The following is a 22,449-nucleotide window of genomic DNA, read 5'->3' on the forward strand; positions in this document are numbered from 1 at the left end:
CTTATTTTTTGAAGAGAATAATGAGAAGCGCGTCACTTTTGGGATTAAAGTCACCTTATGTGCATTGTTGATGATATGACCAAAGGCGTTTTCTATATGTTTCAGTTTTGGATATGCACCTAATTCGCAGTAAACAAAAAGAGCTCCCGTTTTATCTTGAATAAGATAAAGGTCAGGAGCTCTTCTACTAATAGTGCTTATCGATTATTTAACTGAGGTCACTCGACTTACTTTCTCACCACTTTCTGAAATAGAGCGGATGTAAGTCTCACCAGAAACTGATGGACGTTGTTGCTCATCGTATGTTAGCCAGTTTTCGCCATCAGCAGAGTATTGCAGCTCTACACCTGGGAATTGAACGTTCATCGCTAGCTTACCGTCAACAACCTTCGCACCTGGAACTGGTAGTCGGTAATCAATACCCGCTTTTTCTAGCTTAGCTAGCTCACGTTGACCAAGAATATTCGCGAAGCGATTAAAGTCGCTGTTCAACGCTTGCTTATTCACTAAGTTAGTTTCTTGAGAGTATTCAACACCAACCTTGTAGTCGTTTTCCCAATCTGCTCGGTGCCATGCGCGCTCTGCTGCTGCCAATACGCGAGGGAACACCATGTATTCATATTGCTCGTCAGTACGTACTGTTTCTGACCAAAGTTGAGCTGACAGACCGTAGAAAGGTTTCGCTTCAACCTCACCTTTACCAGTAAAACCATTGCCATCACGGTCTAATGATGTTTCTGCGTTTTGTGGCATGTTTTCTGGTGCGAAGCCAAACATCTTACGAGTATCGGTTGCACGTGTTGCCCAGTAGTAACCACGCTCAGCTGCATCAACTTCGTATGGCATATCCATGTATACGTAGTCTGGGTTAGAGACAATCACGTCATACCCTTTTGCTGACCAATCGTATACTGATGAAGTTCCGCCCCAGTAAAGAACGTCCCAGAAGTTCACGCGTGTACTTTCGGTCGCAAATGCTTCCTCGCCTTCGCTGTATTTCAGACCATCTTGCCATGCTTGGAAGTGGGGAATACCCTTCTCAGCAACAATCTTAGAAACCTGTTCTGCGAAGTGGCTTGGTAGATGACCGAAATCGCTTACAGTACCATCAGCGATCAATGACTGACATTGTGGTGATTGTTGGAACGGCTTATCTTGCTTAGACAAATCGATGTTGCCTTTCCAAGCCACTTTATCTTCTGCATTAATATCTTGTAAGCCTGCGCCTAACTTGATGTTTTTCGCTTCATCGCCGCCGAAGTGCCAAGTCGTTAGCGGTACGCCCGCTTCTTGGTGCATTGCCGCCACTTCAGAGATTACTTTATCGACGAAGTGAGTTGATGACTCCATACATGGGTTAATGAAGCTTTGCTTATCGTAGAACTGAACCGTGGTTACATTCGATGTATCTTGCGGATCCATCAAGCGGTATTCGTTCGCTTCTGCTTCTTTGCCTTCCGCCATGAGACGAGTGTAACGCGCTTCCATTGATACCACAGCTGAACGAGCGTGTGCTGGCATATCAATTTCAGGGATAACTTCGATGCTGCGCGCTTTAGCGTAGCTTAGGATCTCGACGTAATCCGCTTTACTAAAGAAACCAGAGCCAAAGTTGTCTGTTGTTGGACCAGAACCTAGCTGAGGCAGTAAGCAGCTTTGTTCATCCAAATCAAAACAACGATTAGACCCTACATCCGTTAGCTCTGGTAAACCTGGAATTTCTAAACGCCAACCTTCATCATCCGTTAGGTGAAGGTGCAGTTTATTCATCTTGTATGCCGCCATTTGATCTAGCGTTGCTAGGATGGCATCTTTTGAGTGGAAGTTTCGAGCAACGTCCACCATCACACCACGATAATCAAAGCGCGGCGCATCTTTAATTGACAGTTGTGGTAATGATTCAGCGTTCTGACTATCTATTAGGCCAAAAATAGACTGAACTGCGTAGAAAGCACCCGTTTTATCAAACGCTTTAATTGCAATCCCCTCTTCCGAGATGCTTAGTTCATAAGCGCCAGATTTCGCTAAATCACCCGTAAACTGAGTAGGAACAACAGCGACACTCACAGGTAGGTCGCCACTCACATCTACGTTTACCACATCTGCACGTTCTTCAATTACTGCGAATTGCTCAGCGTCGAATGCGTCTTTAGGTAGGGCAATACCACCAGCAATGCTAACTGAACCTTCACCGGCTTCTACCGACATTGGCGTTGGTAGTAAAGTAGTTGATACGTCTTGCGTTGCTAGATCAGCATTCTTTTCAAAACGCGTCACCGCTGTCGCCATTACGTTATTATCATCAGGCGTACGCTTAAGGTTATTACCCTCTAGACCAGTTACGAACGATGCAACATCTTCTGTATTCAATGATGCAATCATCTTAGGTTCTGCGTTTGGCGCCGTCACGAATGCACCTGGCATAAAGTCAGTTTCAAACAGTTGCCAGTATTCACTCGTTAACGGAAGAACCACTTCTTCACCAGCCGCAAAGCCGTCAAATTTTTCAGTAGGTTCTAGCTTGTGAAGGTCACCAGTAACGCGAGTGATCTTAAATTGCTCATTATCAACATCTAAAATAAGACGAATACTGTGGAAGTAGATGCTCCAATCTTTAGAGTCAATCGCTTCACCGTCATTGGTTAGCGTCATGTTCACTTTATTACATGACGCCCATTCAGCACCTAGGTCCTGACAAGCCAAGCCTTCATTCGCACCATGATTAGTTAGAATTTCGTACTGAACATCAAGATTATCAGCCAGTGCATTCACTACTTTTTGTTCTGGTGCTTGCGTTACTGCACAACCTGTTAGGCCAGCCAATACCGCTACAGATAGTAAGTTTCTCTTCAACATCGTATTCACCCATAAATTAAAAATTGAGTAAGAAGCAAAATGGAGCGCTTCGAAAGTTAGATAAACTATATGGGCTTATTTTTTACCGTGAATTAAATCGAGCTAATAAAGTGATCGGCTTCAAATCTCAAAAATATTGATAAATTTAATTTAAATAAAATCATCAAGTTACAAGCAACGGCACTTCCGTCATTTTAATTTTGACGTAAAATTTGAGAAATGAATCACAATCTTTTTTACCGATTTCATAAAATCGTGTCATTGGTAGTCAGAAAGGATTTAGAGTTTCAGCGTATTGTTATACTTTTCGTACAAACAACGTGACATTGTTCTCAAAAAAAACCGTTAAAAAACATCGTCAAAATCGATTTTAACGAGTTTAATACTTCCTTAAGGAGCTCCCTTTGCGTCCACTCTGGTACATGGTTTTATTCGTTCTCGCTTTTTCAGCTAGGCAAGCGGTCGCCGAGCCCCTTTATTGGCAAGCACAAAAGGATGATCTGACACTCACTATCTTAGGTTCAGTGCACGTTGGAGACGAGAGTATGTACCCCCTTCCTTCGGCGATCACCGACGCGCTAAAAAACAGTGATGGCTTAATTATCGAAACGGATATCAGAAAGTCTGATGGTGTTGTATATCCCCGCAACAAACTCACGACTGCCGATGTACTCAATACAGAACAGCTGCAATTATTAACCGACATATCAAAATCATTGGGCATGCCGACGCAACAACTGCTTCGCTCACCGCCTTGGGCAACTTCTCTCTCCATACAAATGCAGCAGTTAAAAAACCTTGGTTATGGCTCCGCCAGCGGCGTTGATGCGACGCTAGCGAACAAAGCGACTACCCAAGATGTTCCGGTTATCAGTTTGGAGCCTCTGCAATTCCAAATAGACCTTATGACAAAACAAAAGGACGACGGTAAAGAGTGGTTAGTCAGTAGCCTTGAAGAATTTGACCAAACTGATCGCGTGGTTCATTGCCTGATTGAAAGCTGGAAAGCGGGTGATTTAGCGAAGCTGGAAGCCTTCTCAGAACTGTCAGAGATGTCGCCTGAACTTGAGAAAGCATTCTTAACCGATCGCAACATAGACTGGGCAAACAAACTATCCTCCAATGATTGGAAGCTTAAGACTAAAGGGAACTACATGATAGTAGTTGGTACCTTGCACCTAATTGGAGAAGGTAACCTTATACAGTTATTAGAAAAGAAAGGCTTCAGTGTCATTCAGCAATCACAAAGCCAATCAGCCCAATGTCAATTTGAGACTAGCTAAAAAAGCTAACGATGCTCAACCTCATTTTGTTTTCGTTATAAAAGCATTTCCTTAATAACAGAATCTTTACATTTAATAGCACCATTGCAGTGCTATTATCTTTCGCTCTTTTTACCTATGGCGTTGTTCTAATGAAACCAGTACTTTTTGCTTTCCCTTTAGCCCTCAATAGCCTCAGCCAAAGAAACATGCACCATCGAACAGTTTCAGGCGATAGACATACAACCGGATACCAAAGGCGGTGTATTAGATAAAGAAAGCGGACAGTTTTTGATTACAGAGAAACCACCGATGCGCTGCGCCAATATTACGTTCACAACATCTACAACACGAAACCGTATCGCAAGCCAAATGAACAACAATTTTGAAGCAAACTTTTACGACAACCAAACGGGAAGCTCTCACTCGGTGACGTTTGATGAAGATGAAATAAAGGCAGGTTACATTCGAATAGGCCCGAATAAGCCAGCGGAAGCGTATGTTTGTTTTGTTACCTCGGAAACACCGATAAAAGATATTACGTGTGATGTGAATTGATCATTGAGTTGCTTGAAGAAAAAAACAGGGCTAAGGGAAAGGTCCGTTTTCCGCATAGCCCTATTTTGCTGCTTACTCGGTAGCTTAAAGTATGTCTGTACTCGCTTCGGAATAACGTGCGATAATCGGATTTTCTAATGCATTCGGATCGCCCGGCGACCACATTCCACGCTTCATTCCTTTCACAATCAAATGAATCACCGCGGCATCAATAGCAGACATCACAGCAATATTGACCGGTTCATTTTGGCTATAGCCCATTTCAACTTCCAACAGTTCTTTGTAATCAACAAATCGAAATGCGCCGAACCCAATCTCGTGTGAAGAGATAGTTTTAGTGGTAGTGACACTCAATAGAACTTGCCCGGTTCTAACGTCAACCGCTCTTAAATTCACAGTGACTTGATCCGTTCTATATTGTCCAGAACCACCGATCCCAAGATACTTAGCACCCGCACCGCCTGTCACGATATTCGAGTCATAAGCCACAATCCCGCCTTCGATGACGATGTTAGCGGAACTCAAAGACGACAAGTCTGCCCCATGATTATTTACGACCTTATCTTTTTTCTGAGCCGCTCGAATGATCTTACGTTCAGTCAATAAGTTTTGGAGCCCTTCACGCTCCAGAGGTACAAACCACTGAGAGTCGATAAGTGCTGTCGTCAATAAAGATGTCCCACCCTGTGGCACTGCTGTGGAAAAGTTACTGTTTGGCTGAGGCTTGTATTGGCCTGTTTGATCTCTAAAGTCATAAACTGAGACCAATATTTTGCCGCGAGGCTGAGGTAATGAGATGAGATCGGTATAAGTCGATCCTCTCGGCATCAGTTTTGGCGTTTCAGAAGTCTCTGGAATTTGCATAGAGTAAGTGCACCCTCCCAACACAAAGGTCAAGAAGACGATAATGATCGATTTCATAACACAATCCTTGTGATTAGAGGTCTGGGTTTAGTCCCGAAACACTGATTTCTGTTGATTCCCCTGTCGCTTTATCGACGATTTGAACGAGTAAGGTCCCGGAGTCGTCAACAATATTGAGGAAAAAGTCATCTGTTTCTAACTGCCCTGTATTTCCATTACCCACGTCAGCAAGCAATTGGCTAATTAAACGGGACTCTAAACTCGAAGCTAGGCGATCTAACGCAGACTCTTGTTCATCAAAAATATCCCTAGCATTAGGGTCTTCAAAATCATTGATGGCATTAGCGTGATTAAAAAGGTGAGAGCTGTTTAAAGCATTTCCGCCAAAACTTGGGTTTACGGGCGTGTAAACTAACTCGCTCGAGTAAACCGAAGGCGAAACTATCAGCGCAATGAGCGCGGCCTTTCTGAAAAATATCGACATCCTTGGCTCCTTAAAATTCATCATGGTCTAGATCGTAAGTGTCCTGAAAGAGTCTCTCTGCTTGCCATCTGATAATGTAATTCCCTACAACTCGAGTGGCATCGGCAGCTCGTTCTTTCGCTTGTCTACGACCAGGGGACAACGCCGTACGGAAGATCGGTTTTCTAGAGTGTTGAACCTCTATGATGCTTCCTGATAACGCCGTTGGCCTTTCTTTTACCGTCAAATTTTCCTTAAGGTCGGGATAACTATCATTGAGCGATTGCGAGAAGAAAAAATAGAAATCCTCTCCCAACCGCGTAATGGTTCTGTCCACAATGATTCCATCGACTTCACTGAAGTCATTGAATTTTTCCTTAAGATTATTTGTCGAGTCCTCAAGTTTTTGTCCATTTTCTAAAGGAGCAGCATTTTCAAGACCATGACTCTTTTCTTCTGCATGAAGAGCAAAGGAAAGCAGAGTTATTGTAAGCAGCTTGATTTTCATATGTGCTCCCATTCAAAGTCTATTTACAAAATGAGAATGTGATTCGTTGAAACTGAATAAAGCGTAATTCATGCTTACAGTGGCATATATAAACTTTCGAATTAATTACTGAAGGGAATTGATTAACTAAGGTTGGTAGGATTCGGTCAAATACTAATTAAATTTCATATGAACAACTAAATATTTTCAACTTTAAGTTTATAGCTATTCGTAAATTCAAGGCCTAGGATTTCGATAAGACAAAGGTTCACTCATTCCCTACGCAGTTTATTTTCGTAGGGATCATAATCACGAACACTTTAAGGTAAAGATGATGGTAATTGGGAAAGCATCACTTATCAGCTTAACTTGTTTATATTTTTTATCAGGAGGTTTTAATAATGCTATCGCGTCAGATATAGAAGGGGATTTTTTACATAATGTTAATCAAGATATAGTCAATGATTATAATTATTTAGAAAGCTTCTCTTCTGGAGATTTAGATAATTATTCAGAATTAAATATATCTAATGCTACTGATTCAATAGCAATAATAAAGCAACGCAGTCCTGGTATTACCGCGAACAACAGAGCGAAGATAACGCAAAGCGGAAGTTCTAACTCCGCATACATTGGTCAAACAGGGCGCAATAATACCGCCTTAATAGACCAGAATGGTTCAAATAACGATGCCGCAATTGGGCAACTCGGAGTAAATTCCGAAGCGCTTATTTCCCAAGACGGGAATAACAATTTAGCAGTTATCGGACAAGCTAACTTCTCAAGACAGAGTAGTCAGCTGAGCATTGACCAAAAAGGCAATGGCAATACTGCTTACTTGGTTGGATCTGGAAGAAGTAATTTAGGAATTTCTCAAGACGGCAATGACTTTGCTTTAGTGAAAGCATCTAGCTCGATGAGAATCTACATCAATCAAGCAAATTAGCGCGCAGTATGGAAGCTTGATTCAAGTTGCTTCTCTGTGAAGCAGCAACAACGTCGACATGGAAATGTATAAGGATACAACTTATGAAACTTACACAAATTGGAATTATAGTCGGTGCCATCATTGGTTTTAATGCAGCTCAAGCAGATCCACTTCCTGCACCCTATCCTGCACCAGAGCCAGCAATAGGTGTGAAAGAGGGCACAACTGATCTTGGTATTAAAGGGAAAGTAGCAGCAATAGAGCCGTTAGCTATGGACAATACTGCAGTGTGGCAAATGGGTAGCGGTGACATGGCTAATGTAACTATTAACCAAAACACATCAGGTGTAACAGATGGTCACGTAGCACTCGTTGATACCCACGCGAGTTATAAATCGGACGTAGTTGTTGAACAAAGTGGTAATCTCAATGAAGCTCACGTGAAATTACGTTACAAAAGAAACAACGCACTCATAGATCAAGATGGTTTACGTAACCAAGCCAGAGTTAAAGTACAAGGTGCCGGTCGAAATAATGACCTACGAGTTACTCAGATGGGTGATGACAACATTTCGGTAGTGAAAGCGAAAGGTGGTGCTGACCGAAACGAAGCTGACGTGTACATCAACGGTAACTCTAATACCACTTACACTGAGTTTAGTAACGGCAGTGTTGATAGAAACGATGTTGCTATCGACATCTGGGGTGACGGAAACTACGTAGAAACTATCGTCAATACAGATGTTGGTGGTGGTGATAGAAATGATGTTGATATCGATCTAATGAACAGTAACGATAACCGAGTATTCACTCTTCAAACAGGTTCTCATTCAAACGCAACAGTTAGTTTAACTAACAGTAACATGAACCAATTTATGATAGAGCAAACATCATATGATAACGCTGCTGTATTAGGTAATGGCGCAAACGGAAACGTTGGTCTTATCTACCAAAACTAATATGAATTTTTATACATTTACTAAAACGGCGCTGGTCGCCGTTTTATTTATTTCTTTCCATTTTAATGGATTTTCTTCTGATTTAAATTCAGTACAGTGCCTGATAAAAAATAAAAGTCTTATTCTGACCATAAATAACAGTGTGGCATCTTCATTAACGTTGAGTACGAACACCAACTCTAATTTCAACCAGAATACGAATAGTGGTATTACAACGTTGATTATTAATATAAATCAGTTTCCTGCCACTATAAAACTTCACCCAAACAAGGGGATCTGGAAAATTCATAAAGACTGTACAATCAATAAAATAAAACCATAAATCTCGGTAATTCCCTCTTTCTACTTAAGTATTATTTTACCTTCGACAATACTATTAAATTAATTTCATAAATTTGATGAATAATTAGCTTTAAAAATTAGCAAAATAACAATACGTGCTTTAAACTAAAACACCTAAAGTTCAAGTAATGAGTTAAGAAAAGGAGTTCCACATGGCTAAGCTGGAGGCTCATAACGCCATTTTACTTGCGGAGAACAATTTACAATCGATACTACTAAAAGAGTCTATAGAACAGAAAGTTAACCTGAACATAAAACTCATATCACCGGAAAGGCTCAGTGCTAAATCCCTAAAAAACGATGACTTAGTTCTGATTATTATTGATTTCCCGACAATGAGTAAGCAATACATTGAGAAATACCAGGAGCTCAGAGATGACGTAGCAAGTGATGTCCATGAAGTGCTACTCAATACACCAGGCGATTTCCCGCACTCTGAAATGCTTAAATGGCAGTATCTTGTCGGCATTTTTTATACGTCGGACACGCTTGAAAAGCTCGTGGCCGGCTTTAACTGCATTTTGCAAGGCGAGATGTGGATGAGTAGAAAGCTCATTTACCAATACATTAGCTTCTACAGAGAAAGGCAGTGCGCGAAAACCAGCCCTTATTACCTCAAGCTCACCAAACGCGAACAGCAGATCATCAAACTACTCGGTGATGGCGCGTCTAACACGCAAATTGCGGATACACTTTATGTCAGTGAGAATACCGTTAAGGCGCACCTTCATAATACGTTTAAAAAGATTAAGGTGAAGAATCGCCTACAAGCTTTGATCTGGGTGAAGAACAATATTGCAACCAATGAGTTCGTCCAGTAGCCAAGATTTGGTGCTATCACGATAAGAAAACGATAACATTTCGAATATGGAAAGACATGCTAAAGCGGTATTCGATGAAACTAGCATTTCAGCCTTGCTCCCTTGTAAAAACTACAAATACGAAAAAGGCTTCTCATTGCTGAGAAGCCTTTTTCTTATGTAATCGGCCAATAGCTTATTTTGAACATCAGGCGAACCCTACCTAGGTTCTAATCTCATTTCTCATGTCCTGAAACGACGAAAGCCTGCTTAAGGAGCAGGCTTTCTAAATGTGGTCGGTGAGAGGGATTCGATTGGACTGGCATTCCAGCCCCATCCTCATGTTCTAAACCAGATTAAAATGCAAAAAAGCCGTAGCATTTCTGCTACGGCTTTTTCTAATGTGGTCGGTGAAGAGGGATTCGAACCCCCGACCCTCTGGTCCCAAACCAGATGCGCTACCAAGCTGCGCTATTCACCGAGATATCTAACTGGCTCATTGCCTGTCGATGGAGCGTATAATACGGGTTCTGAATTTATCCGCAAGGGCTTTTTCTCATATTTATTGCGATTTTGAATCGTTCGAACAAAAGACATACAACAACGAGCATGATGTGACGAAAAACACACAGTTACCAACAAGTATTTAACTTATGAAACAGGATTGATCCAGATCAGTGAATTGATAATGCTTGTTAATACACTAAGCCATGCCATATAACTTTGAGGTATACACATGGACTTTTGGCTAGATCTCCTATTTGGTAATGCGGTGGGACTATCTTCAATGATAGTAATCTTCGGGGCTCTGGGTCTCATGATGTTTTATGGAGGCTTCTTCATATACAAAGTTATGACTGAAAAATCTCCTCACTAGAATCGCTCAGCCTAAATCATTTACTTTTAAGCATTGTTTTACTTTATAAGTATTACTTTATTTTATAACTAAATGTCAAAACGCTTTGCACCGGAGCAGACTTATTGTCTTCTCCGGTTTTTTCATTTTTAAACCTAACCTCAACTTAGGTATACTTACCCTATCCTTCTCCAACTTGAGATACACACTATGTCTCATGATGATGACTTAGATCTATTCCAAGAAATGATGGGCGATGTTAAACGTATCGACCATGACACCGCTGAACACCAGAAAGTACACCGAGTCACCGAATCTCACCTTGCTAAGCGTGAAGCCGCTATGTGGCTGTCTGACGACGAGAAAGACTACTTATCATTAGACTATTCGCCAATGATCAAGCCAGACGATGTTGTTGCTTATAAAAAAGACGGTGTACAAGAAGGCGTATACAAAAAGCTGCGCCTAGGAAAATACCCTATTCAAGCCAAGCTCGACCTTCATAGGAAAACACTGAAAGACGCACGTAACGAAGTGCTTTCATTTTTGCGTCAGTGTTTAAGAATGGATGTTCGTACCGTCATCATTGTTCATGGTAAGGGTGAGCGTTCGAATCCACCTGCAATGATGAAAAGCTACGTGGCAAATTGGCTAACACAAATCAACGACGTTCAATGTGTTCATTCTGCTCAGCAATTTCATGGTGGTACGGGCGCAGTCTACGTAATGCTCAGAAAGAGTAATGAGAAAAAGCTAGAGAACAGAGAGCGCCATCAAAAACGCACCAGTTAATAGGTTGAGATAGATAAATGGACTAGTAACGATTTTGCATCAAGATCGATATTTCGTGCCTAGACTCACACCAAGTGCTAAAATTACCTCAGTTAACGAATTTCAACTCAAAGCAACTATCCAAAGGTTGCTTTTTGTTTATCTACATTTCCGTTGTGAAACGCTAAGAGAATATCATGTCACAAGAATCCCAAGCTAAACGCCTTAATAAATACATCAGTGAAACTGGTTTTTGCTCACGCCGCGAAGCCGATAAACTGATTGATGCAGGCCGAGTTACTATTAACGGTAAGATCCCTGAAATGGGTACTAAAGTCTTGCCAGGTGATGATGTTGAGATCGACAATAAGCCTGTTCGCTCAAAAGAGAAGCCGATTTACATTGCTCTCAATAAACCAACAGGTATCACCTGTACGACTGAGCGTGATATTCCTGGCAACATCGTCGACTTTATTGGCCACCACAAGCGCATTTTCCCGATTGGTCGTCTAGATAAGCCTTCTGATGGCCTTATCTTCCTAACCAATGACGGTGACATCGTAAACAAGATCCTACGTGCAGGTAACAACCACGAGAAAGAATACGTGGTGCGTGTAGATAAGCCGATTACGACGGAATTCTTGAAGCAAATGGGCGCTGGCGTTCACATTCTCGATACAGTCACTTTGCCATGTAAAGTAGAGAAAGAGACTAAGTTCTCATTCCGAATTACCCTAACACAAGGCCTTAACCGCCAAATTCGCCGTATGTGTGAAGCGCTCGGTTATGAAGTATTTAAACTGCGTCGTGTTCGTATTATGAATATCTCATTAGACGGTATTCCTAACGGCAAATGGCGCTACCTGAGCGACGAAGAGATCACTGAAATTTTAGCGATGTGTGAAGGCTCAGTAAGTACGGAAGATGCGTCAAAAATGAACGCGAAAGGTCAACGCATTCGCAAAGCGACTGACGCGAAACTTTTTGATAGCCGTGAAGAGAACCAAGCTTCAACAGCGCGCCGTAATCAAAACGAGAACCGTACACGCACCTACCGCGGTAACAATGCGGATGAATTCCGTCATGCACCTAATTCAAAGCGTGGCCGCAATTCATCGAATGGTGAAAGCGGTGGTAATACCGAGAACTGGAAATCGAACTCTCGTTCAGAGCGTTCTAATTCAGATAGAAATCGTTCGGATCGCAATCGCACAGATCGCGATAATACCGATCGTAGAAGCGGGAAGCCGGCAAACCGCAGCCAAGATTCAAACAGACCGAACAAACCTGCACCAAAGCGTGTTGGTGGTACTTTAGGTCTGAAGAAGTAGTCTGAATCAGTAAGACGAGACTCTCGATATAAAAACGCCCGCTAGATTAGTCTAGCGGGCGTTTTTGTTGGTCATTCGATAGTTTTATCATCATGACGACGACAATCTATAAACATAAATCAGCAAACTGGCCGCGAGTCAGAAATGTTAAGTCTTTTGGGTCTAATTCAATCTCTAGCCCACGCTTACCTGCACTCACACATATCGTTTCAAAATCTGTCGCACTGGAATGAACGAAGGTAGGCAGTGCTTTCTTCTGTCCAAGCGGACTAATGCCACCAACAACATAACCCGTGGTTTTCTGAGCAATCTCAGGATCGGCCATCTCTGCTTTTTTGCCTTTCGCTGCTTTAGCGGCAAGCTTTAGATTTAGCTTCTGGTCGACAGGAATAACGGCAACCGCCAAATCTTTCGCCACACCATTCAAGCAGAACAACAGCGTTTTGAATACACGTTTGGGATCTTGACCAAGCGCTTCAACGGCTTCTAAACCATAGTTCGTATTATTGGCATCATGATGGTACTGATGCACGCTATGAGCGATTTTCTTTTTCTTGGCGAGATTGATTGCTGGGGTCATAACAAATCCAAACGATAGATAAACAAAAAGCGACGCCGAGGCGTCGCTTTAGTTAAATTTATCATGGTGCTAGAGTCAATCTAATTTAGCACCTATTGATACAATTGCTTGGATTCAATTACTTGTAAACCATTTGGCCTGAAGGCGCGTACTTGTTCACGTCAACCGGGCTGTTTGCTTCTAGGTACTCTTTCAGTACTTCAGCATCAACAAAACCAGTATTTACGTAACCTGGGTGGTCAGACAGTTTAGGGTAACCGTCACCACCAGCAGCGTTAAAGCTTGGTACTGTGAAACGGTATGTTTCGTCTAGACGAAGCTGTTTGCCACCGATGAATACATTCGATACTTCACCGTTTGCTACTGTCATTGAGATACCAGCAAACTGAGCGTAAGCACCAGAATCGATTGGTTTAGTTGCCACTACATTTAGGTAATCTAGAACTTCTTTACCCGTCATGTCTGTGTAAGTCAGGATGTTTGCAAAAGGTTGTACTGTTAGCACGTCTTTGTAAGTGACATTACCGGCTTCAATTGAGTCACGAACGCCACCAGAGTTCATCACAGCGAAGTCTGCTTTTGCACGCTCCATGTGAGAAGTCGCAATTAAACGACCTAGGTTGGTCTGTTGGAAGCGAACGACGTTACGATCGCCTTCAAGCTTGCCATTTGTCTCTGCGATTTGAACTTCTAGCTGTGCTTGACCTTGCTCTTGGAAAGGACGTAGGAATTCAAGTAGCTCTGGGTCTTGTGCGATTTCATCTTGAATAAGAACACGTTGCTTCTTACCGTCGATCTTAACTTTCTTCTTAAGGTTAACTGGAATCAGGTCGTAGCTCACCATCTCTAGCTCGCCATTACGGAATTCGTAATCAGCACGACCTACGTACTTGCCCCACTCGTGAGCTTGAACGATGTAAGTACCGTTCTGTACGTCAGGCTTACACTCATCACCCGGCTTGAAGTTTTTCTTCGCAACGTTAGGGCCTTCCATACATACAGGCTCTTGAGAGTGACCACCAACGATCATGTCTAGATCGCCTTCGTTTAGGTAACGAGCAAGTGCGACATCACCCGGAGCATTAACACCACGTTGGCCATTTTCGTAGTGACCCATATGAGTCACAGCAAAGATTAGATCCGGTTTTTCTGTTTCTTTAAGTTCAGCGATTAGCTTCTTCGCTTCTTCTTTAGGATCACGGAAGTCGATGCCTGCGATAAATTCAGGGTTACCAATCTTTTGGGTATCTTCAGTTGTTAAACCAATAACCGCAATCTTGATGCCTTGCTTTTCGAACATCTCGTAAGCTTGGAACTTACGTTCACCTGTCGCTTTATCGTAGATGTTTGCAGATAGCATTGGGAAGTTAGCCCAGTCGATCTGCTTTTGTAATACGTCTAAAGAGTTATCAAACTCGTGGTTACCCAATGCCATGGCATCGTAACCAATTTTGTTCATACCTTTAAAATCAGGTTCTGCGTCCTGAAGGTCTGACTCTGGAACACCCGTGTTGATGTCACCGCCAGATAGAAGCAACACGCTACCGCCTTCTGCTTCAACTTCTGAACGAAGTTGGTCAACTAGCGTTTTACGTGCAGACATGCCGTATTCGCCATATTTATTCTGCCAGAAACGACCATGGTTATCGTTTGTGTGAAGAATCGTTAGCTTGTAAGTTTCGTCTTGGTTCCAATCATGAGCTGATTGAGACGCACACCCAGCTAGAGTAGCTAGAATTGCAGCACTTAGTGCTGTCTTTAGAATAAGGCGTTGCTTCATTGTCATACCTTTGAACTTTTTAGGGAATCCACTGCTTTTTATAATCTATTGCGACCCCTTTCCTGGAGTTCGAACAATAAGACTTCAACATGACTAATCTTAAATTAACATTCTAGATGTAACACGACGATTTCATATTTATGTCGAATTGGTCACGCATAGGTCAACAGTTAAGTGTAACAAAATTATGAGATTACACTCAAACTTCCCCTGCATCACAAGCAATCGTTTACTTACAAAGTGTGATGAATATCAGTAATTTACTGCAAACAGGACTGACCTCACACTCATATAAGAGTTTCTTAGGTAATAACCCGCCACGTTAACAACTCTTTAAATGAACGGTTTATGTTCGGCTGCTTTTACGAGATTAAAAAAAGCCCAATTCAGAGAACTGGGCTTTCTTAGATCAACTTTGTTAAATAACGTTTCCGTTACTTCACATCCATCTCAATTATTTAATATCAATATGCTCAAAGCCTTTGATAAGGTCATCAAGTGCTTTCATCTGCTTCAAGAACGGCTCTAGTTTGTCTAGAGGTAGCGCAGATGGGCCATCACAACGAGCTTGGTCTGGGTTTGGGTGAGCTTCAATGAACAGACCCGCAATACCCGTAGCAAGACCCGCTTTAGCAAGTTCAACCGTTTGCTCACGACGACCGCCAGATGCAGCACCTGATGGGTCACGCATTTGTAGAGAGTGCGTCACATCGAAGATGATTGGGCTACCGTTTGAAGACTTCTTCATTACGCCAAAGCCAAGCATATCCACAACAAGGTTATCGTAACCCATGCAAGCGCCACGCTCACAAAGGATGATGTTGTCATTACCGCACTCAGCGAACTTATCAACGATGTTGCCAACTTGATTCGGGCTCATGAACTGAGGCTTCTTCACGTTGATTACTGCGCCAGTCTTAGCCATTGCTTCAACAAGATCAGTTTGACGAGCTAGGAATGCAGGTAGTTGGATTACATCAACCACATCCGCAACAGGCTGAGCTTGAGCTTCTGTGTGGATATCAGTAATGATCTTCACGCCGAAAGTATCTTTCAGCTCTTGGAAGATTTTGAGACCTTCTTCCATTCCTGGACCACGGTATGAATGAACTGAGCTGCGGTTCGCTTTATCAAAAGACGCCTTAAATACGTAAGGGATGCCCAGCTTCTCGGTTACTTTTACATAGTGCTCACAGATCTGCATAGCAAGATCGCGAGATTCAAGAACGTTCATGCCTGCAAATAGCGTAAATGGCTTGTCGTTAGCAATTGGCATATCGCCAATATGAACTGTTTTCTGTTCCATCATATTCTCTCTAAATAATTATTAATTAGTGAACGACCACTGTCTTTTCGTTCATGACGTTCACTTGAGATTTCAGTAACTCAGATGCCGGGTCATCTGGGCATTGGTCGATAAAGTATTGATAATCGGTTGCGGCTACTTGGTGACAGTCTAGCTGCTGATAGATAAAACCGCGGTCACGGATTTCATATGGGTCATCAGGTACAAACGTCAAAGCAAGGTCAGTACACTTCAATGCAAGTGTATAACGCTCTTCTCGCAGCAGTGCACTCTTGAGCAGGGCTAACCACTTACCAATAATTGTTGGGTGGTCGGCGACTTCTAAGTGCTCAGGTTTCACCTTAGCTAATGGGCCATCATGGCCAATTAACCATGCTCGCAGCGTTTGTTCGCCAACATACTCACCGTTATAAGGGTTAATATAGGCCGCAGCTTGCCCGTACCAGCTTACTTTAAGTAAGAATTGAGTCGGAAAAGAGACGCCCTCTACAGGAAAGCCTAGCTTGCGACCTAGAAAAAGAAAGATCGCCCCCAGACTCACTGGAATGCCTTTCTTTCTCTCAAGCACTTTATCGATGAACGCGTTTTCCGAAGAGAAATACGCATCTTTATCGCCAGCAAAGCCCCATTCATAAAAGAATAGTCGAATAAAAGATTCAAACTTTTGCTGTTCATCGGTTTCATTAACCAAAGCAAACTCGGCGTCTTTTAACAATCTCGCCAGCTCTTGCTCTGCCCAACTGTCTTGAGTTTCTGGGTTAATCGCTTTATTTAAGATCAATGCACCTTCAGCTAACTCTAACTGGTCAAAGTCTTCATCAAAAAATTCGTACATAGATAGTTAACCGAAAAATGTTGGTGTCTTGGTCATTGCGATTTTGCCTGCCATCGCTAACCAGCCAAGCGCACCAAAGAAAGAGAATACTCTCAGTAGCTTGTTTTTACCTAGCTTAAGCGCAAAGAAACCTAATGCGATGTAAGCCATAACACAAGTTAGTTTTTCGGTTAACCATGGTGCTGCTGGTGTAAATGGAATAAAGCCAGTGATGAAAATCAAACCAATACCCGATAGCAATAGCAACGAGTCATTGATATGAGGGAAACGCTGCAAGAAAGGATGCTTAAGCTTAGGTGAGTTAGCCATCATAAGAGCGAAACGAATCGAGAGAAGTAGCGCACTTATAGCAATCGTTAATAGGTGAAAATGTTTTAGACCTTCGTACATGGTATTCCTTTATATTTTTATATGTGCTTTCGTTAACACGAGCCTCACAATACCCGTTAATGCTCTGTAGTTCTGCATAAAATCTCTGTATTTCTGCGTTAAATGCATTATCGGGTTAAATGTATCAATTTAGCAAGTTCATCATCCATTGCTCACAAGACGATTAACAATCACTAACTATGAACAGTAACGACCCAATGTCACTCGGTCATTACCACCGTAATCTTTCTCTGTGACAACATCGAGATAACCGAGCGCCTGCATAATCTCACGAACTGCCAAACCTTGGTCATAGCCGTGTTCAAATGCTAACCAACCTTCATTTTCCAAAAAGCCACGTGCGTTTTCAGAAATGTATCGAATATCTGCAAGCCCTTTCTCTTCAGCAACCAGTGCTGTGATCGGCTCAAAACGCACATCGCCTTGAGACAAATGAGGATCATTCTTCTCAATGTATGGCGGGTTAGAAACAATCAGAGAGAATTTCACAACGCCTTCAGAGCTCAAAGGCTCAAACCAACTACCATGCAAAAAAGTCGCATTGGTGATGTTGAGACGCTGTGCATTCTCTGTCGCAAGCTGCTGCGCTTCAGGGCGAAGATCAATACCCGTCACCTGTCGATTCGGCATCTCAGACGCCAATGCTAACGCGATAGCACCTGTACCTGTCCCTAAATCGAGAATCGCGCCTTGCTTGCCAAAGGTTTTATCCAACGCTACTTCAACCAAACGCTCGGTATCTGGGCGTGGGATTAATGTAGAAGGGGAAACTTTTAACGGCAGTGACCAAAACTCACGCTCACCGATAATGTAAGCCACAGGCTCACCGGTTAAGCGACGTTTTAGAAGGGCATTGAATTCAGACTCTTGCTCAGAGGTGAGATGCTTCTCAGGCCAAGTCAGTAGGTAAGATCTTGGTTTATCTAAGGCGTGACAAAGCAGTACCGCGGCATCAATAGAGGGTGATGTGTTATCACCCTCTTGAAGCTTTACGATTGCTGCTCTTAAAGCACTTTCAACCGTATATGCTGACTGCATACTGGTTAGTTGTTCTCTGCAAGTGCAGCAAGCTGATCGGCTTGGTGCTCTTGAAGTACAGGATCAAGCAAGCTTTGCATGTCACCTTCAAGTACTTCGTTAAGACGGTAAATTGTAAGGTTGATACGGTGATCCGAAACACGGCCTTGTGGGTAGTTGTACGTACGAATACGGTCACTACGGTCACCCGAACCTAGTAGGTTACGACGTGTATCAGAAACCGCTGCCGCGCGGCGCTCTTCTTCTGCTTGAACAATACGAGCAGCAAGAACAGCCATCGCTTTCGCTTTGTTTTTATGCTGAGAACGCTCGTCCTGACACTCTACTACTGTACCCGTTGGTAAGTGAGTAATACGGATTGCTGAATCCGTGGTGTTAACGTGCTGACCACCCGCGCCTGATGCACGGAAAGTATCAATTTTAAGGTCGCCCGCTTTGATTTCTGGAAGATCCGCTTCTGGGATCTCAGGCATAACCGCAACCGTACATGCTGACGTGTGAACACGGCCTTGAGATTCGGTTTCAGGTACACGTTGTACACGGTGACCGCCTGACTCAAACTTCATGGTGCCGTAAACAGCGTCGCCACTAACCTTAGCGATCATCTCTTTGTAGCCGCCTTGCTCAGAAGCATTGCTGCTCATGATTTCAACACGCCAACCTTTCTTCTCAGCAAACTTAGAGTACATACGGAACAGGTTGCCCGCGAAGATACCTGCTTCATCACCACCCGCACCTGCGCGGATTTCTAGGAAACAGTTACGCTCATCGTTTGGATCTTTTGGAATAAGAAGAATCTGTAGCTCATCAGTCAGACGCTCAATTGCTGCTTTCGCATCTTTGATTTCATCTTGAGCCATTTCACGCATTTCTGCGTCGTCTTCGTTTGCCATCTCTTCAGCAGCTTCTAGATCTTCTTTCGCTTGCTGGTATGACTGGAAGCAAGCTGTCACTTCTTCAAGTTGAGAGTATTCTTTCGAAAGTGCACGGAATTTGTCTTGATTCCCGATTACATCTGGATCACCAAGTAGATGTTGAACTTCTTCATAGCGTTCAACAAGTGTTTCAAGCTTTACTAGAATCGAGGCTTTCATAATGTCTTATCTTGTTGGAGGTCTAATATTATTGAGGGTTTTCTAAGCCCAAACTCTGTCTAATGACCATTAATTTTGCAGGTTCTCCTTGCTCAGCTGCACTTTGAAGTGCGCGCGTTGGAGCATGGATCAATTTGTTTGTGAGCTTATTGCTGAGCTCGAGTAAAACTTTTTCAGGGTCACCGCCAGCGGCAAGCGATTGTAAACTTTTACTTAATAATTCTTCGCGGATTTCGTTAGCCGATTTACGGTAATCTCGAATACTGTCTACCGCTTGTAAAGAGCGCATCCAACTCATGAACGCGGCACTTTCTTCACTGACGATCGCTTCAGCTTGAATCGCTTCAACTTTACGTTGTTCGATATTGCCATCAACAATCGACTGCAAATCATCAACCGAATAAAGGTAGGCATCATTTAGATCACCAACCTGCGATTCCACATCACGTGGAACGGCAATATCAACCAATAACATCGGCTGATGCTTTCTTGTTTTTAGAGCAGTCTCAACCATACCCTTACCGATAATAGGCAATGGACTTGCGGTTGAGCTAATTACGATGTCCGCTCGATGAAGATGATCAGGGATCTCATTCAAGCTGATCACTTCAGCACCAAATTCTTCTGCTAGCCCTAGAGCACGTTCTCGAGTTCGGTTCGCCACAATCATTTTTGTACAGCCATTCGCCGAAAGGTGCTTAGCCACCAGCTCAATGGTTTCACCCGCACCAACCAGTAACACGGTTGAATCTGCGATGGATTCAAAAATATGCTTGGCTAAGGTACAGGCTGCGTAAGCTACAGAAACCGCGCTTCCGCCGATTTCAGTTTCAGTTCGAACACGCTTCGCAACAGAAAATGATTTCTGGAATAGTTTTTCCATTGAAGCATCAACGGATTTGTTCTCTCGCGAGTCCGTATACGCTTGCTTCACCTGACCTAAGATCTGCGGTTCACCCAAGACTAAAGAGTCCAAACCACAAGCAACGCGCATTAAGTGTTTAATCGCCGCCTGCTCTTCATGGATATAAAGGCTTGGCTTTAGCTCTTCTGGGCTAACTTGATGGAAAACCGACAACCAATCGATGAGTTTGTTTTTAGCCACGCCTTTAACGTCGCAATACACTTCAGTTCGATTACAGGTAGAAAGTATGACACTTCCATTCACGTGTGCATTTGCGTTAAGTTGCTTGAGTGCCTCAGATAATTTATCTGGACCAAAAGCGACTTTTTCTCGCAATTCAACCGACGCTGTATTGTGATTGATACCTACGGCAAGCAAAGACATGTATCAGAAGTTCTCGATCAGGGAATGGAAACAAGGGGCGAATTTTACTTGATGCATGGCTCTATTTAAAGAGCAAGCGGGATTTGTTTTCCTGAGTTCGTGAATTCAATGCTATAGTTGAAGCGTTTTTTAGATAAATTTGAACAAGTTGTGAGCAAACATGAGCAAGCTTCTCAAAATCGCGTCTCTTATTTTTATGGCCATAACTATGGTGGGTTGCTCGTCTATCCCAGAACAACCAACCAGCGTTGAATGGCAAAGTCATCAAGATCGGCTTTTACAGATAGACAACTATCAAGCCTCAGGCAAGCTCGCTTACATTTCCCCAGAGCAACGTCAAAGCCTAAATTTCATTTGGAAACATTCACCAAATCAAAGTCAATTAAGGCTCACTACTTTTCTCGGTCAAACTGCACTGAACCTAACCATAGATCCATCGGGTGCAAAAGTCGTGACCTATGGCGATCAAGTATTTACTCATGCGAGCGCTTCAGTCTTGGTTGAGCAGCTGACAGGTTTACAGATCCCTATTGATCACCTGCCACAATGGTTCCTTGGCATTCCAGACCAAGCCGATAGCTACCAATTGAACACGACCAACACGCTTGAATCTCTCACCAAACAAGTCAGCAACCAATTATGGACACTGAGTTTTGCTAACTATCGCAATACAGAAATGCCGAGTAAGCAACTATCGGATGAAGACAACGCAAAAGTAGAGACAATCCCACTCCCTACTCGATTGTCATTCAAGCAAAACGAGAACAAAATCAACATTGTAGTTTCGAAGTGGACACTGAAAAAATGATAACAACGCCAACCCATTGGCCCTCTCCGGCTAAACTGAATTTATTTCTCTATATCACTGGTCGACGTGACAATGGCTATCACGAACTTCAAACCTTATTTCAGTTTGTCGATTTTGGTGATGAACTGACGGTCACTGCAAATAAAAAAACAAGTGCGATCACAATAACCCCTGCAATTCCGGGCGTTGCTACAGAAGACAACCTTATTTGGAAAGCGGCTACTGCCCTTCAACGATACACATCGACCTCTTTCGGTGCGGATATTGAACTCAAGAAAGTGCTGCCTATGGGTGGTGGTATTGGTGGAGGCTCTTCAAACGCAGCAACCGTGTTGGTCGCCCTGAATTATTTATGGCAACTCAACCTCTCGGATGATCAGCTCGCTAAGATCGGTTTGAAGCTTGGTGCTGACGTTCCTGTCTTCGTTCGAGGCTACGCCGCCTTTGCTGAAGGCGTTGGAGAACAGCTACAGCCAGCTAATCCGGATGAAAAATGGTATCTTGTGGTTAAACCTCAAGTGAGCATAGCAACTGTAGACATATTCACACATTCAGAATTAACTCGAAACACGCCAAAGCGAGCGCTATCAACGCTTCTAGAGCAAGAATACGTAAACGATTGCGAAAAAATTGTGCGAATGCTGTACCCAGAGGTTGATAAGCAACTTTCATGGCTGCTACAATACGCGCCGTCGAGATTGACTGGTACGGGTTCATGCGTTTTTGCTGAATTTAGCAGCAAAAAAGAAGCCGAATCGGTGCTAGAGCAACTGCCTGACACAGTTTCCGCGTTTGTCGCGAGAGGACGAAACATTTCGCCTTTGAAAGAAACTTTGGCTGAATACCAATCAGC

At 43.0% G+C, this 22,449-nt stretch carries 22 protein-coding genes and 1 tRNA gene; 10 read left to right on the plus strand and 13 right to left on the minus strand.

Annotation, left to right across the window (positions count from 1 at the left end; all coding sequences use genetic code 11):
- Nucleotides 1-204 precede the first annotated feature (204 nt).
- Complete coding sequence (locus AB4512_RS20365) at nt 205-2,856, minus strand: beta-N-acetylhexosaminidase (protein ID WP_372175487.1); 2,652 nt, start codon at nt 2,854-2,856, stop codon at nt 205-207.
- Nucleotides 2,857-3,260: 404 nt separating this feature from the next.
- On the opposite strand from AB4512_RS20365, the gene AB4512_RS20370 reads away from it, so the two are divergent.
- Together AB4512_RS20370 and AB4512_RS20375 are read left to right on the plus strand one after the other, a co-directional pair.
- Nucleotides 3,261-4,139, plus strand: a complete 879-nt coding sequence (locus AB4512_RS20370; protein WP_029235194.1) for a TraB/GumN family protein — start codon at nt 3,261-3,263, stop codon at nt 4,137-4,139.
- Nucleotides 4,140-4,307: 168 nt separating this feature from the next.
- Nucleotides 4,308-4,676 (plus strand): hypothetical protein, encoded by a 369-nt coding sequence (locus tag AB4512_RS20375; protein ID WP_372175496.1) that lies wholly within the window; start codon nt 4,308-4,310, stop codon nt 4,674-4,676.
- An 84-nt stretch (nt 4,677-4,760) separates the two neighbouring features.
- On the opposite strand, the gene AB4512_RS20380 is transcribed toward AB4512_RS20375, so the two are convergent.
- From AB4512_RS20380 to AB4512_RS20390, 3 genes are read right to left on the minus strand one after another with little or no spacing between them, the layout of a single operon-like run.
- A complete protein-coding gene (locus tag AB4512_RS20380) occupies nt 4,761-5,597 on the minus strand; it encodes a CsgG/HfaB family protein (RefSeq protein ID WP_050646260.1) in 837 nt (278 codons plus the stop codon).
- Between the two features lie 16 nt (nt 5,598-5,613).
- Nucleotides 5,614-6,024, minus strand: coding sequence for a curli assembly protein CsgF (locus AB4512_RS20385; protein ID WP_372102442.1), 411 nt, complete (start codon nt 6,022-6,024; stop codon nt 5,614-5,616).
- A 10-nt stretch (nt 6,025-6,034) separates the two neighbouring features.
- The gene (locus AB4512_RS20390) at nt 6,035-6,511 is read right to left on the minus strand and encodes a curli production assembly/transport protein CsgE (protein WP_017066860.1); all 477 of its coding nucleotides are present in this window, start codon (nt 6,509-6,511) and stop codon (nt 6,035-6,037) included.
- A gap of 313 nt (nt 6,512-6,824) precedes the next feature.
- Here AB4512_RS20390 and AB4512_RS20395 point away from each other — a divergent pair, with 313 nt between their 5' ends.
- From AB4512_RS20395 to AB4512_RS20405, 3 genes are all read left to right on the plus strand, one after another.
- Complete coding sequence (locus AB4512_RS20395; RefSeq protein WP_102308207.1) at nt 6,825-7,436, plus strand: curlin subunit CsgB; 612 nt, start codon at nt 6,825-6,827, stop codon at nt 7,434-7,436.
- Nucleotides 7,437-7,519: 83 nt separating this feature from the next.
- Complete coding sequence (locus AB4512_RS20400; protein ID WP_102393935.1) at nt 7,520-8,377, plus strand: curlin; 858 nt, start codon at nt 7,520-7,522, stop codon at nt 8,375-8,377.
- Between the two features lie 494 nt (nt 8,378-8,871).
- Entirely contained in the window at nt 8,872-9,540 is a 669-nt protein-coding gene (locus AB4512_RS20405; RefSeq protein ID WP_372175488.1) for a LuxR C-terminal-related transcriptional regulator, read from the plus strand.
- A gap of 383 nt (nt 9,541-9,923) precedes the next feature.
- Here AB4512_RS20405 and AB4512_RS20410 read toward each other — a convergent pair.
- Nucleotides 9,924-10,000 (minus strand) — tRNA-Pro (locus tag AB4512_RS20410).
- 255 nt (nt 10,001-10,255) lie between these two features.
- Here AB4512_RS20410 and AB4512_RS20415 point away from each other — a divergent pair.
- The 3 genes from AB4512_RS20415 to rluF all read left to right on the plus strand — a co-directional run bounded on the left by AB4512_RS20415 (nt 10,256) and on the right by rluF (nt 12,477).
- A complete protein-coding gene (locus AB4512_RS20415; protein ID WP_017062321.1) occupies nt 10,256-10,396 on the plus strand; it encodes a DUF3149 domain-containing protein in 141 nt (46 codons plus the stop codon).
- Nucleotides 10,397-10,585: 189 nt separating this feature from the next.
- Nucleotides 10,586-11,167, plus strand: coding sequence for a DNA endonuclease SmrA (gene smrA, locus AB4512_RS20420; protein ID WP_017062320.1), 582 nt, complete (start codon nt 10,586-10,588; stop codon nt 11,165-11,167).
- 176 nt (nt 11,168-11,343) lie between these two features.
- Nucleotides 11,344-12,477, plus strand: a complete 1,134-nt coding sequence (rluF, locus tag AB4512_RS20425; protein ID WP_017064161.1) for a 23S rRNA pseudouridine(2604) synthase RluF — start codon at nt 11,344-11,346, stop codon at nt 12,475-12,477.
- A 106-nt stretch (nt 12,478-12,583) separates the two neighbouring features.
- Here the strand turns inward: rluF and ybaK are convergent, their stop codons facing one another.
- The 8 genes from ybaK to hemA all read right to left on the minus strand — a co-directional run bounded on the left by ybaK (nt 12,584) and on the right by hemA (nt 20,788).
- Nucleotides 12,584-13,057 (minus strand): Cys-tRNA(Pro) deacylase, encoded by a 474-nt coding sequence (gene ybaK, locus AB4512_RS20430; RefSeq protein ID WP_017062318.1) that lies wholly within the window; start codon nt 13,055-13,057, stop codon nt 12,584-12,586.
- A 118-nt stretch (nt 13,058-13,175) separates the two neighbouring features.
- On the minus strand, nt 13,176-14,837 hold the full coding sequence (ushA, locus tag AB4512_RS20435; RefSeq protein ID WP_017062317.1) for a bifunctional UDP-sugar hydrolase/5'-nucleotidase UshA: 1,662 nt from the start codon (nt 14,835-14,837) through the stop codon (nt 13,176-13,178).
- A 454-nt stretch (nt 14,838-15,291) separates the two neighbouring features.
- Nucleotides 15,292-16,146 (minus strand): 3-deoxy-8-phosphooctulonate synthase, encoded by an 855-nt coding sequence (gene kdsA, locus AB4512_RS20440; RefSeq protein WP_017069619.1) that lies wholly within the window; start codon nt 16,144-16,146, stop codon nt 15,292-15,294.
- A 22-nt stretch (nt 16,147-16,168) separates the two neighbouring features.
- Nucleotides 16,169-16,978 (minus strand): SirB1 family protein, encoded by an 810-nt coding sequence (locus AB4512_RS20445; RefSeq protein WP_017064164.1) that lies wholly within the window; start codon nt 16,976-16,978, stop codon nt 16,169-16,171.
- Nucleotides 16,979-16,984: 6 nt separating this feature from the next.
- Complete coding sequence (locus AB4512_RS20450) at nt 16,985-17,368, minus strand: SirB2 family protein (protein WP_009848726.1); 384 nt, start codon at nt 17,366-17,368, stop codon at nt 16,985-16,987.
- 177 nt (nt 17,369-17,545) lie between these two features.
- Complete coding sequence (prmC, locus tag AB4512_RS20455; protein ID WP_372175490.1) at nt 17,546-18,406, minus strand: peptide chain release factor N(5)-glutamine methyltransferase; 861 nt, start codon at nt 18,404-18,406, stop codon at nt 17,546-17,548.
- Nucleotides 18,407-18,411: 5 nt separating this feature from the next.
- Nucleotides 18,412-19,500, minus strand: a complete 1,089-nt coding sequence (gene prfA / locus AB4512_RS20460; RefSeq protein WP_017062313.1) for a peptide chain release factor 1 — start codon at nt 19,498-19,500, stop codon at nt 18,412-18,414.
- A gap of 28 nt (nt 19,501-19,528) precedes the next feature.
- The gene (hemA, locus tag AB4512_RS20465; protein WP_017062312.1) at nt 19,529-20,788 is read right to left on the minus strand and encodes a glutamyl-tRNA reductase; all 1,260 of its coding nucleotides are present in this window, start codon (nt 20,786-20,788) and stop codon (nt 19,529-19,531) included.
- Between the two features lie 160 nt (nt 20,789-20,948).
- Between hemA and lolB the strand changes: the two genes are divergently transcribed.
- Nucleotides 20,949-21,596 carry a lipoprotein insertase outer membrane protein LolB gene (gene lolB / locus AB4512_RS20470; protein WP_372175493.1) on the plus strand — a complete coding sequence of 216 codons (648 nt, stop codon included), beginning with the start codon at nt 20,949-20,951 and terminating at the stop codon, nt 21,594-21,596.
- On the plus strand, nt 21,593-22,449 hold an 857-nt coding region (gene ispE, locus AB4512_RS20475), incomplete at its 3' end, for a 4-(cytidine 5'-diphospho)-2-C-methyl-D-erythritol kinase (RefSeq protein ID WP_372175495.1). The genes lolB and ispE, both read left to right, overlap by 4 nt.

The sequence above is a fragment of the Vibrio sp. 10N.222.52.B7 genome (assembly GCF_041474275.1).
In the GTDB taxonomy this organism is placed as follows: domain Bacteria; phylum Pseudomonadota; class Gammaproteobacteria; order Enterobacterales; family Vibrionaceae; genus Vibrio; species Vibrio crassostreae_C.